Below are 14,364 nucleotides of genomic sequence, written 5' to 3' on the forward strand. Positions count from 1 at the left end.
GTCGACCTCCGAACCGAGGTTCAGGCGTCGCTGCTCTTGTCCGCTTCCATGGCCTCGATGAGGCTCTTGGGCCGGAGATCGGTCCAGTTCTGCTCCACATACTCCAGGCACGCCGCGCGGCTGTCCTCACCGAAGACCTTGGTCCATCCGGCGGGGATGTCCGCGAAGGTCGGCCACAGCGAGTGCTGGTTCTCGTCGTTGACGAGCACGTAGAAGCGGCCGTCCTCGTCATCGAATGGGTTCGTCATGGGTGTCCTTTCTCCGGTGGCGCGGCGACTGTCGTCGCCCGCCTGCTTTGTTGTTGTCGAACGTAGTGGCTCTCGGCCGGGACGTCGGCGAGGTCAGGTCGATGATGTCACGCAAATCCCCTCATTCCGCTCCCTGTCCGGCCGAGCCGTCGACGCGCGACAACTGATCGTCGAGCGTCGGCCCGATCACCGAGAGCGCGTCGGCGTTCGCCATCCCGAGGTGATGGGTGGCGACATCCACGTTGTCGATCGCGCCGGTCACGTACGGACGCCAGGCACCGGCCAACAGCGACGGGTCGTCCTTGTCCTCGGTCGCGGTGAACACGTGCATGTCGCCGGCGAAGACGTCCGGGCGGTAGTCGAGAACCACCTGGGTCGAGGAATCGAAGCTGTCCATGATGCGCTCCACCTGGTCCTCGGCCAGCAGTCCCATGCCGGAGATCTGCTGCCGGATGATCGCGGTGACCTCCTCGGAGGTGGACGCCTGCACGTCGTCGCCGAGATCGAAGAGGTCGCGCCAACCGCCGAGGACGTCGACGACCGTCGACGCATCGGGTTCGATGGTCTCGGCGACTGTCGACCCCGGCGCATCGGCCACGACGGTGTCTCCGGGCTCGTCGCCGGCGAGCGACGGACGGTCGTGACCGGTGATCACCGGCTCGTCCTCCGGACGCGAGTCCATGATCCCCAGGTAGGCGACGCCCTCACCGAGTTCGACGAGGTGGGTGGCCATGGCGTGTGCGATGACACCGCCGACCGACCAGCCGAGTAGGTGGTACGGGCCGCGCGGCTGGACGCGCCGGATCTCCTCGACGTAGCGCCGGGCGAGTTCCCGGGCATCGGTGACGCTCGGTTCGCCGGTCACCACGTGCGGGTCCTGCAGCCCGTAGATCGGCCGGTCCCGCAGATGCGGGGCCAGTCCGCCGTAGAACCAGGCCAGGCCACCGGCCGGGTGCACACAGAACAGCGGGGCCCGCGCCCCCTCGCCGCGAAGGGTGATCACGACGTCGCTGCTCACCGCGTTGCCGTCGGCAAGGCGCCGGGCCAGACCACGCACGGTCGGATCGTTGAACAACCACGCGAGCTCGATGTGGAAGCCGTTGTGGTCGCGGAGTACCGCCTTCACGCGCGTGGCCGACAGCGAGTTGCCGCCCAGATCGAAGAAGCTGTCGGTGGCCCCGACCCGCTCGACGCCGAGGACCTCGGCGTAGGCATCGGCGATCGCCTGCTCGACCGGGGTGCCCGGGGCGACGAACTCGGTGGGCGCCACCTCGGGTGCGGGCAGCGCCGCCCGGTCCAGCTTGCCCACCGGGGTCAGCGGGAACTCGTCGAGCACCGTGATCGACGCGGGCACCATGTGCGCGGGCAACTGGGCGGACAGCAGGCCGCGCAGGGCGTCCACCTGTACGCCGCCACCGACGACATATGCGGCGAGACTCGCGGCGACCGAGCTCGGTGTCCCCGACGAACCGACACCGACGACGACCGCGGATCGCACCTCGGGCGCCGAGCGCAGCGCCGCCTCGATCTCCCCCAGCTCGATGCGGAGGCCGCGGAGCTTCACCTGGTCGTCGCTCCGACCGGAGTACTCGAGGGTGAGACCTCCCGAGCGCGACTCCCGCCACCGCACGACGTCACCGGTCCGGTACATCCGGCGTCCGGCGCCCGCATACGGACTGGCGACGAACCGCGCGGCGGTCAGGCCCGGCTTGTCGAGGTAGCCACGAGAGAGGGCGGGTCCGAGGACGTAGAGCTCGCCGGCCACGCCGACCGGGACGGGCCGCAGGTGCGCGTCGAGCACCAGGAACTCGACGCCGGGCAGCGGACCGCCGAGGCGGACCGGCTCGCCGGGCGTCGCCGCCTCACCGACCGCGATCATGATCGTCGTCTCGGTCGGGCCGTAACCGTTGTGGATGCGGGTGTGCGGTGCCCAGGCGTCCATCACCGACTGCGGCACCGCTTCGCCGCCCACGGACACCGCCTGCAGGCTGGGCAAGGCGGTCGGATCGAGCGTCGACAGCACCGACGGCGTGAGGAAGGTCGTGGCGACCTCGTGCCGCTGCATGAACTCCTGCAGCTCCGCGCCACCCACCGCGGTCGACGGCCGGTAGGCGAGCGTCCCGCCGTTGACCGTCGCGAGGAGGTATTCGAGCACCGAGGCGTCGAAGCTCGGGGACGCGAATCCCAGGACAACCGCGCCGTCCTCGACCCCGAGCGCCCGCGACTTCGCGACGGCGAAGTTCCGTAGACCCGAATGTGACACCGCGACGCCCTTGGGGCGACCGGTCGAGCCCGAGGTGTAGATGACATAGGCGACGTTGTCGGTCCGAACCGGTCCGGCCTGCTCCCCCGGCTCCACGGCGGCCTCGGAGGTGGCGTCGAGTTCGGCGACCACCGACGTGTCGTCGAGGCGAAGCCACTCGAAACCCTCGTCCGGCAACGCTCCGACGGCGGTGACCGACAGACCCACCCGGGCGCCCGCGTCCTCGACCATCGTCGCCACGCGTTCGGCGGGATAGTCCGGATCGATCGGGACGTACCCGCCGCCGGTCTTCGCCACCGCCCAGATCGCGACCAGGAGATCGACGGACCGCGGAATCGCCAGTGCCACCAGCGTTTCCGGGCCGACGCCGCGGCCGATCAGCCACCGGGCCAGGCGGTTGGACCGGGCATGCAGCGCCGAGTACGACAGCGTCGCCCCGGAGGCGTCGACCACCGCGGTCCGACGCCGATAGCGCGTGCCGGCCTCGGTGAACAGGTCGCCGAGCAACACGGGTTCGGCGGCCTCGCCACCGCGCACCGGCACCAGGGACTCGGCCTCACCCGCCAGCAGGATGGGCGCGGCGGCGACCGGAGCGCCCGGGGTCGCGGTGAGCGCGTCCAGCAGGTTGACGAACCGCGCCGTGAACCCGGCGGCGGTGGATTCGGTGAACAGATCGGTGGCGTATTGCAGTGCCGCCGTCCAGGTCTCGCCCGCTCCGGCCTTCGCGACCGAGAACAGCAGGTCCACCTTGGCCGGCACCTCCCCCGCGTCGAGCGGGGTGACCGCGATGTCGCCGAGATCGGCTGACAGCGACTGTCCGGCGAGCTCGGGCACCACGCTCTGGTCCAGGGTCAACCACACCTGGGTGAGCGGCGCAAACGACTCGGAGCGAACCGGATTGAGCCGATCGACGAGGGTCTCGAACGGCAGGTCCGCATGCGCGAAGGCGTCGAGGTCGACACGGCGGACGCGATCGAGCACGTCGGCGAAGGTGTCGGCTCCCGCGTGCGCGGTCCGCAGCACGAGCGTGTTCACGAACATCCCGACGAGCGGATCGAGCACGGCGGCGCCCCGACCGGCGATCGGCGTACCGACCGCCACGTCATCGGTGCCCGACAGATCGGCGAGCAGGACCGCCAGCGCCGCGTGCAACACCATGAACGGGGTGGCCCCGAACTCGTCGGCGACGGTGTCGATCCGCGCGGTGACGTCCGCCGGGATCGTGAAGGACACGCGCGCACCGCGCTGCGACGCGACCGCCGGACGCGGGCGGTCGGTCGGCAGCTCGAGCAGATCCGGCATGCCGGCCAGGTGTGCGGTCCAGTAATCCAGCTGGGCGCCCATCGCCGACGTCGCGTCGTCGACATCGCCGAGGGCACGTCGCTGCCAGATGGCGTAGTCGGCGTACTGGACGGGCAACGGCTCGAATCGCGGCTGCTCCCCGGCCGTCCGCGCGAGATAGGCGGTGGTGAGGTCGGTGACGAGCGGGCCGAGGGATTCACCGTCGGAGGCCACGTGGTGCAGCACCACAGCCAGAACGTATTCCGTTGTGCCGGACGAGGTCTCGATCTCGAGCAGCCTGGTCCGCACCGGCCAGTCGGCAGTGAGGTCGAAGCCGGCGGTGACCGCGGACCCGACGACCGCTCCCGGATCACGACCGTCGGCCGCCGGCACGAACTCGTGGTCGAGCCGGGTCGCAATGTCGGACACCGGGGCGATCACCTGGACCGGCATACCGCCGACCTCGGGGTAGGTGGTGCGGAGGATCTCGTGCCGCGCGACGACGTCGGCGATGGCGGCGCCGAGCGCCTCGGGATCGAGTGCACCGGTCAGGCGCATCACGGCCGGGATGTTGTAGGCCGCCAACGTCGGATCGAACCGGTTGATGAACCACATCCGCTGCTGGGCGTACGACAGCGGGATCCGGTCGGGCCGCGGTGTCACCGCGGCGATCGGCGGGAGTCCGCCGGTCCGGTCGGCGAGGCGTTCGGCCAGCAGGCGCGGCGTCGGAGCCTCGAAGACGTCACGAACCGTGACGTCGGCACCGAGGGCGTCACCGAGACGGGCTGCCGCCCGCATCGCCGACAGCGAATTGCCGCCGATGTCGAAGAAGTTGGTGGTGGCGCCGACGTTCTCCGGCGACATCGACAGCAGTTCGGCGAAGACCGCCGCGGCGGCCGATTCACGTGCGCCCGCGACCGGCACGATCGCGGCCGCGTCGACGGTCGGCGCGGGCAACTGCTGCCGCACGATCTTGCCCGCGCTGCTGAGCGGCATCTCCTCCAGCAGCATCCACATACCGGGACGCATGAACTCCGGAAGGGACTGCGCCACGGCCTGTTTGACCGCGTCGAGGTCCACCGACGACGGGGTCAGGTAGGCCACGAGCTGCTGACCGGCCGGGGTCTCGACGACCGCCGCCGCGGCGTACACGACTCCCGGCGCCGACATGAGGGCCGACTCGATCTCGCCGAGCTCGATCCGCTGACCGCGCAGCTTCACCTGGAAGTCGGTGCGGCCCTCATACTCCAGCTCACCGTCGGCTCGCCAGCGGACCAGGTCACCGGTCCGATACAGGCGGGATCCGGGTGCGCCGTAGGGGTTCGGCACGAACCGTTCGGCGGTGAGGGCGGGCCGCGAGGTGTATCCGCGCGCCAGTTGGACACCACCGAGATACAGCTCGCCGGTGAATCCCGGTGCCACCGGCCGCAACCGATGGTCGAGCACCAGCGCGGTGGTGTTCGCGACGGGTCGCCCGATGGCGACCGAGTCACCCGAGACCCGGGCGACGGTCGCGTAGATCGTCGCCTCGGTCGGTCCGTACTGGTTGCTGACGGGGGCGTGTGGGATGAGCTCCCGGACGGTCTCGGCAACGCTCTGCGGGAGGGCTTCGCCACCGGTGTGGAGGTGACGCAACCGGGTGAGCCCCCGCAGTTGCTCGGGTTCCGCGACCTCGGTGAGCACGGCGAGCATCGAGGGCACCAGCGTCGCCGAGGTGACGCCGAAGTCGGCGAGGTGACGCAGTACCGCGACGGGATCACGATGCGCACCCGGCTCCATGACCACGAGGCGGCCACCCGACAGCGGCGGACGCAGGATCTCACCGACGGAGGGGTCGAAGGTCAGTTCCAGCACCTGCAGGAACACGTCGTCGGGACCGAATTCGTAGGCGCCGCGGTCGTAGTCGAGATGCGCGCGCAGTGTCTGGTGACTGACCGTGACGCCCTTCGGACGACCCGTCGAACCGGACGTGAAGATGGTGTAGGCCGGATTCGCGCCGTCGACCGCCGACACGCGTTCGGCAGGACCGAAAAGCGGTACCGCCGCGTCCGAGTCGTCGTCGACGGTCACGACGGTCACCTCGGGGTCGAGCGCCTCGATGCCCGCCGGGGACTGCCCCGGGCCGATCAGTACGGCCGCGACCCCGGCGGTGCGCGCCAGGTAGTCGATGCGGTCGGCCGGGGCGGCGGGGTCCATCGGCACGAACTGCCCACCGGCAGCGAGGATCGCGTGGACCGCGACGATCATCTCCGTCGACCGCGGGATGCACACGCCCACCGCGACTTCCGGCCCGACACCCAGACCGACCAGCCGTCGGGCGAGCACACTCACCCGGTTGCCCAGTTCGGCGTAGGTCGCCTCCCCGAACCGACCCTGCACCGCGATCGCGTCCGGAGACGCAGCGATCCGCTCGAGGAGCAGATCGGCGACGTGGGTGCCGGCTGGCGTGAGGTCCGGGCCGGCCGACCACGTGTCGAGGCGGGCCTCGTCCACGGTCGACATCGGCGGGATGTCGGCGATGGGAGTCTGCGCGTCGTCGGCGATCGTCTGCAGGATCCGCACGAGCGACCGCGCGAAGACGGCGACCTCATCGTCGGTGAAGGCGTCGGGGAGGTAGGTCAACCGGACCGCGATGCCCGACGCGGTCGGCGAGGTCGCCAGGTTGAGGGGATAGTGCGTGGCGTCGGAGACCTCGACGTCCCGGATCGACAGCCCCACCGCAGCACTCGCGGCGCCGCCGGCCAGCGAATCGTTGTCCACGGGATAGGACTCGTGCACGGTCAGCGTGTCGAACAGTTGCGGATGACCGACAGCGGTGAGGATCTCGGGCAGGCCGATGTGCTGGTGATCGAGGACGGCGGTCTTGTCCGACTGCAGCCGGCCGAGGACCTCGGCGATCGTGGCGTCCGGATCGACGTCGACGACGGCGGGCAGGGTGTTGATGAAGAGGCCGACCATCGACTCGACCCCGTCGAGTCCGGCGGGCCGCCCGGAGACGGTCTCACCGAAGGTGACCACCCGGTTGTCGGTGAGACGGGACAGCAGGACCGCCCACGCGAGCTGGAGCGTCGTGGCCATGGTCGAGCCCGACTGCCGTGCCGTGCGCTCGAGCGCCGCGACGAGGTCGGGTTCGAGGACCCAGCGGTGTTCCCGCGGCAGATGTTCTGCCGCGGTGCGGTTCTCGCCGTCCTCGACGGACGTGCCGGTGAGGCCGGGGGCGACCAGGGTGGGTTCGGTGACCGGTCCGAGGACCCGTGCCCACGCGGCGAGACCGGCGTCGAGGTCGGTGTCGGCGATGCGGGCGAGGTAATCGGCGAAGTCGGTGCGCTCACCCGTCCCCTGTCCGGTGAACGGGGACCCGGTCGCGTAGAGCGCGAGCAGGTCGGCCAGCACGAGCGGACCGGACCAACCGTCGAACAGGATGTGGTGGTTGGTGATGACCACACTCGTCCCCTGCGCGTGCCGCACCACCACCGCACGCAGCAGCGGCGGGTCGGCGAGGTCGAACGGTTCGGTGCGCTCGGCCGCCGACACCTCGTCCACGGCAGCCCGGAGATCGTCGTCACCGGCTGCCGGCACGTCGATCACGCGCCAGCGCAACGGCACCGTCTCGGGCACGACGGTGACCACGTGTCCACTGGGCACCCGTACGAAGCCGGACTTCAGCGTGCGGTGGTGATCGAGCAGAGCGACCACGGCGGTGCGCAATCGGTCCAGGTCGACATCGCCGTCGAGATGCAGGACCGCTTGGGTCACATACACGTCGAGCTGGTCGGTACCGGCGAGCTGCGACTGGAAGTACAGTCCGCGCTGCAGCGGCGACAGTGCCCAGACCTGGGCGCCGGGGAACCGCTGCGCCACCGTGTCGAGATCGTGCTGGGTGACGTCGGCACCCGGGACGTCCGCGGGCGACCGGCCGACGTCGACGCCGTCGGCGACGAGGCGGACCACGTCGGTGAGTTCCGCTGTCCACCGCCGTGCGATGTCGCGGACATCCTCCGGCGACAGGATCGCCGCGGGGAACTGCAGGTCGGCCGACAGCACGCGGCCGTCCGGGGACGCGCCGGTACTCGCGTTGACCGTCAGCACACTCATCGCCGCCACCCCGTCGGACACGGCAGCGGGCAGAAACGGCGCGTCGGGTGCGGGCAGGAACGCGGCGCCGGCGAGCGCCGCTGCACCGGACGTCGGGGTGTCGACCTCGCCGGGCGCCGTCGGCGCCTCGCTGCGTCCGGTCGCGCCGCGGGTGCCGAGATAGTTGAACGCGATCGTGGGCAGCGGACGGGACCGCAGTTGTGCGACCGGGTCGGTGGGGTCGCCGACAGCTGCGGCATAGCGCAGCAGGCCGAACCCGATCCCCGAGTCGGGCATGCCGAGACGCTCTTCCTTGGCCGCCTTGATCGCGTGGACGACGTCGTCGGCCGGATCGATGGCGAGCGGGGCGATCGAGGTGAACCAGCCGACCGTGCGCGACAGGTCCGCGCGACGCGGCTCCGGGCCGGCGAGCAGCACGTCCTCGTAACGGCCGTGTCCCTCGGTGAGCACGGTGACCGGTGCGGCGTCGGCGATGTCGCGATCGCGCTGCCAGGACCGCACCGCCCGCGCGAGGGTGCCGAGCAGGACATCGACGACGGACGCCGAGAACGCTTCGGGCACAGTCGTCGTCAGCGGATCCACGATGGCCGGCTCGACGCGGTGGACGATCGAGGTCAGCGTGCCGTACCGGTCGCGGTCGGGGTCGAGCGGCGCGCCGAAGTCGGTCGGTTCGGCCGGCGAGCGGTCGAGCCAGTACCCGGCCTCGGTCCGACGTGCGTCGAGCTGCGCGGTGAGTGCGCCCTGCCACGCACGCTGCGAGGTCTCCTCGGCCCGGACCGCCACGGGCTGTCCGGCGGTCAGCTGGGCGTGGACGGTGAGGAGGTCCTCGATCAGGATCGGCCACGACACCGCGTCGACACCGAGGTGGTGGATCACCAGCACGATCCGAGCGGGTGCGCCGGGCTCCGCGGGCGCGGACTCCCGGGTCGTGGCGCCGCTGACGATCGTCGCGGCGACCAGTCGCCCGGCGGCCGGGTCGAGGCGGCCCGCGGCCTGGGCATGCGCGTCGACCAGCGCGTCGGCGAAGCCGGGCTCGCCGACGGCCGTGTCGATCGAGAGCGCGACGATCGAGGCGTCGGCGTCGAACGGCGTTCCGGCAGTGAGGGTCCAGGTGTCCCCGGTCTGGGTGTCCCCGGTCTGGGCGCCACCGGCGGGCTCCAGGCGCGCGCCGAGCATCGGATGCGCGTCGACGAGCGCCCCGAGCACGTCGCCGAGGTGGGCGACGGTGAGGCCGGCCGGCGCGGTCAGCACCATCGACTGGTTGAAGTCGGCGAGGTCGGCCGGTGTCGGCGCGGCATCGATGAGCCAGGACACGATCGGCGGGAGATCGACCAGACCGGCGGGATCGCCGGTGGGTTCGGCGAGCATCGGGGCGCGGTCCCCGCCCGCCGAGGCGACCCGCGCCATCGCGCGGATGGTCTTCTGTTCGAAGATCTCTCGGGGTGACAGGGGCAACCCGGCCGCCTTTGCGGCGGAGGCGAGCTGGATCGACATGATCGAATCGCCGCCGAGCGCGAAGAAGGACTCGGTCACCGAGACGGTCTCGAGACCCAGCAGCCCCGCGACGATCGCGACGAGCGTCTCTTCGGCGGTCGTCGCCGGTGCGACGTATCCGTCGGCGGGAGTGGTGAACTCGGGGGTGGGCAGCGCGCGCCGGTCGAGCTTGCCACCCGGTGTCACGGGCAGTTCGTCGAGCACCATCGCCGAGTGCGGGATCATGTGTCCGGCAAGGCGGTCGGCCGCCCCGGCGAGAACCGCGTCGGCATCGAGGCGCCGGTCGCCGGTGGTGTCGTCGGCCACGAGGTAGGCGACGAGCCGGGTGCGCCCGTGGTCGTCGTCGACGCCGGTCACGACGACCGAGCCGACGCCCGGCTGATCGCCGAGCACGGACTCGATCTCGCCGAGTTCGACGCGCTGGCCGTTGATCTTCACCTGGTGGTCGGCGCGCCCGGCGAACTCGATCTCACCGGTCGCGGTGATCCGCACCAGATCACCGGTGGCGTACATGCGCCGGCCCGGTTCGCGGGCGAAGGGATCGGCCACGAAGGACGATGCGGTGAGGCCGGGCCGGCCGAGGTAACCCCGGGCCAGCGAGTCGCCGGTGGACAGGTAGAGCTCACCCACCACGCCCTGCGGGACCGGATGCAGACGGCCGTCGAGCACGTGGGCGGTGAAGCCGCGGACCGCGCGACCGATGGTCACCGGCGCTCCGGGCTCGGATCGTCCGGTGGTCGCCCAGACGGTGGCCTCCGACGGCCCGTAGAAGTTGTACATCCGGCGCCCGGATTCCGGTGTGGCCCAGCGCGCTATCAGCTCGGGCGGGCACGCCTCGCCGCCGGTGACGAGGTTCCGGACGGTGTGGCCCCGCCGCGGGTCGACGGTCGCCAGCACCGTGGGGGTGATGAGGGTGTCGGTGACCCGGTCGCGTTCGAGGATGCGCCCGAGCGCGTCGCCGGCGTACTCGGCGGCCGGCGCGACGACGAGGGTGTGCCCGACCGCGATCGACCACATCATCTCCAGCACCGAGGCGTCGAAGCTCGGTGAGGCGACGTGCAGGACACGGGTGTCGGGGGCCTGTGCCGGTGTGCCGGTGACCTCGGTCAGCGCGGCGACGAAGTTCGCGATGCCGCGATGCGGGACCCCGACGGCCTTGGGGCGTCCGGTGGAGCCGGAGGTGTAGACGAGGTAGGCCAGGTCGTCGAGCCGGACCGGTCGGCGACGTTCGGCGTCGGTGACCGGCCCGCCGGCGACGGCCTGGTCGTCGAGCGAACCGAGTTCGAGCCACTCACAAGATGATTCGCCGAGCCGGGCCCGCGTGGAGGCGTCGGTGATGCCGAGCCGGACACCGGAGTCGGCCACCATGAAGTCGATGCGATCACTCGGATAGGCGGGATCGATCGGCACATACGCGGCGCCTGCCTTGATGACACCGAACACCGCGACCACCGACCCGATGGACCGCTCGAGGCCGACGGCCACCACGTCGCCGGGGCCGACCCCACGCGAGATCAGCCGGCGCGCAAGGCGATCGGTGCGGTCCTCGAAGTCCGCGTAGGAGAGCTCGGCCTCGTCGTGGATCAGGGCCGGACGGTGCGGATCGAGGTCGCGTCGCGTGAGGAGTTCGGTGAGGGTCACCGGTTCGGTCACCCCGCCGTCGGCAGCGGGTGTGACTTCGCCGACGGAGTTGCGGCTCGGAGCGCTCAGAGTCGCGGCGTCGATGCCGACGATGTCGATGTCGCCGACGGGCACCGCGGGGTCGGTGGCCATCGCGGCGATCACCTGGAGCCACACCTCGGCGACGCGGCGGATGGTCGCGGCGTCGAACAACGAGGTGGCATAGAGGAAATCGGCCCGCATCGGCGACGACCCGGTGCGTTCGGACACCGAGACCGTGAGGTCGAACTTGGCGGTCGGCGTGGCGACCCCGAGCGGTTCGGCACTCAGGTCCGAGAACTCCACCCGGTCGATCTCCTCCGGGCGGCCGCCCGCGGCGGCCAGGGTGTACGCGATCTGCACCAGCGGCGGGTACGAGGTCGACCGCTCCGGGGCGAGTTCCTCGATCAGGTCGTCGAATTGGACGTCCGCGTGCGCGAAGGCGTCCAGGTCGGTGGCGCGGATCGTGGCGATGAGGTCATCCATCGTCGATGCCGGGTCGACGGCGGTGCGCAGCACCAGCGTGTTGACGAACATGCCGACGAGGTCGTGGAGGGCGGCGTCGGGGCGGCCGGCGATCGGTGTGCCGATCACGACGTCCCGGGTGGCGGCGAGCCGGGCGACGGTGACGGCGAGCGCGGCGTGCAGCACCATGAAGAGCGTGACGTCGCGGTTGCGTGCGAGGTCGTCCAGGGCGGTGACGAGTGCGTCGTCCACGGTCACCGACTCGACCGCCGCCGCGGTGTCGAGGACTGCCGGTCGCGGCCGGTCCATCGGCAGGTCGGTCACCGCGGGGAGATCCGCGAGGACCGCGCGCCAGTGGTCGAGCTGGCGGCCCATCGGCGTGCCGGGTTCGTCGGCGGCGCCGAGGTATTCGCGCTGCCAGAGGGCGAAGTCCGCGTACTGGACCGCAGGCGCGGCGACCGGGGGCGCGGCGTTCGTCCGACTCAGGTAGGAGCCGAGCAGATCGCGCACGAACACCGGGGTCGACTCACCGTCGAAGGCGATGTGATGCACGGTGAGCACCACGTCGACCGTGTCGTCCCCGCGACGCAGGACCCGGCCGCGCAGCGGGAATTCGCTCGCGACGTCGAATCCGGTTGTCGCCGAGACGAACAGCTCCTCGTCGGTCTCCACGGCCCGCCAGTCGAGGCGGGCACGGGCCGAGTCGGGATCGGTGACGAGCTGGAGCGGCCCCTGCTCGTCGCTGGGATAGGTGGTCCGCAGGATCTCGTGGTTGGCGACCACATCACCGACCGCGGCCTCCAGCGCGTCGAGGTCGAGAGCTCCGGTGAGACGCAGCGCCATCGGGATGTTGTAGGCCGCCGAGGCGGTGTCGAACTGGTTGATGAACCACATGCGACTCTGCGCCGTCGACAACGGCAATCGCTCGGGTCGCGGCATCGCGGTGACGCGCGGGACGCTCCGACCGCGTCCGGCCACCAGGCCGGCCAGGGCCCGCACCGACGGCGCGTCGAACAGGTCACCCACCGACACGTCGACGTCGAGCAGGTCGGCCACCCGCGCCGCCACCCGCGCCGCGGACAGCGAGTTGCCGCCGAGGTCGAAGAACGACTGCGTCACGCTGACGCGATCGGTGCCCAGCACATCGGCGACGATGGCCGCGATAGAGGTCTCGGCGTCGGACTCGGGGGCGGCGAACTCCTCGACGGTCAGTTCGGGGACCGGCAGCTTACGCCGGGCGACCTTGCCCGCACTGTTCAGCGGCAGTTGCTCGAGCGTCATCCACACCGTGGGTCGCATGTAGGCCGGGAGCGACTGCGCGACAACCGATTTGACCGCGTCCACGTCGACGGACGCGGGCGCGAGGTAGGCGACGAGGTGGGCTTGTCCGGACACCTTCGCCACGGTGGCGGCCGCGTGCAACACACCCGGCGCCGACATCAGGACGGACTCGACCTCACCCAGCTCGAGTCGCTGGCCGCGGAGCTTCACCTGGAAGTCCGTGCGGCCCAGGTACTCCAGTTGACCGCGCGCATTCCATCGCACGAGGTCGCCGGTCCGGTACAGACGCTCGCCGGGGTCGCCGAAACCCTCGGTGCCGCCGGCGGAGTCGCCGGCGGTGGAGTCACCGTCCGGGGCATCGCCGCGTGCGGGAGCCGCGAAGGGGCTGGCGACGAAGCGTTCGGCGGTCAGGGCGGGCTGCGACGCGTACCCACGGGCGAGTTGCACGCCGCCGAGGTACAGCTCACCGGGCACGCCCGAGGGCACGAGCTGTAGTCGCGAGTCGAGGACGAAGGTGGTGGTGCTCGGGACCGGGACGCCGATCGGCACCGACGTCTCCCCCGCCCGCACCTGATGGGCGGTCACGTCCACCGCTGCCTCGGTCGGGCCGTACAGGTTGTGAAGCTCGTTGTGCGGCAACGCCGTCACCAGCGCCTGCGCCACCGGAGCGGTCAGCGCCTCGCCGGAGGTGAACGTCAACCGCAGGGACGACAGGTCGCCCACCCGATCGCCGAGGACGTCGAGGAACACCGACAGCATCGACGGCACGAAGTGGATGACCGACACCTTCTCGGCCGTGATCAGCTCGGCCAGATACCGCGGATCACCGTGTCGGTCGGGTTCGGCCACCACCAGCGTCGCCCCCACCGCGAACGGCAGGAACAGCTCCCACACGGACACGTCGAACGTCACCGGCGTCTTCTGGACGAAGACATCCGAGTCCTTGATCGAATACCAGTCCCGCATCCACTCCAGGCGGTTCACGATCGCCGCATGCGACACCGTGACGCCCTTCGGCCGACCCGTCGACCCCGAGGTGAACAGCGTGTAGGCCGCGTCCGCGGGCGCCAGCGGCGCCCGGCGTTCGTCGTCGGTGACCGGTGCGGTGGCGAGGTCGACCTCGGTGGTCGTGTCGACCACGACCGCGGTGACGTCCACCGGCAGCTCGACGGCCGAGCCGGCGGCGACGAGGGCCAGCCGGGCGTCCGCGGTGTCGAGCATGTACCGGGTGCGGTCGGACGGCGCGTCGATGTCGAGCGGGACGTAGTGACCGCCCGCGGCGACGATGCCGTGGATGGCGACGAGGAGCTCGACCGAACGGGGAATGGCGACCGCCACGGCGACGTCGGGTCCGACACCGAGGGAGATCAGATGACGAGCCAGTGAGTCGACCCGCGCCCCGAACTCGGCGTAACTGACGCGACGCGGACCGAACACGATGGCCGGTACGTCGGACCTCGTCGCCACATGCACCACATCGGTCACCGTTGGGCCTCCATCTCGCCTCGTCGTCTGCCGTCTCGTCCTGCGTTCCCCATTCCCCCCGTGTGTTCGCTGCGCCCCGGGTGTTCTCTCCGC

2 protein-coding genes are annotated in these 14,364 nt (G+C 71.1%); both read right to left on the minus strand.

The features are described from left to right. Positions 1-20 precede the first annotated feature (20 nt). Entirely contained in the window at positions 21-248 is a 228-nt protein-coding gene (locus BCM27_RS19375; RefSeq protein ID WP_004020535.1) for an MbtH family protein, read from the minus strand. Between the two features lie 121 nt (positions 249-369). Then, positions 370-14,271, minus strand: a complete 13,902-nt coding sequence (locus tag BCM27_RS19380) for a non-ribosomal peptide synthetase (protein ID WP_004020536.1) — start codon at positions 14,269-14,271, stop codon at positions 370-372. Positions 14,272-14,364 lie beyond the last annotated feature (93 nt).

Source organism: Gordonia terrae, from assembly GCF_001698225.1.
Taxonomy (GTDB): Bacteria; Actinomycetota; Actinomycetes; order Mycobacteriales; family Mycobacteriaceae; genus Gordonia; species Gordonia terrae.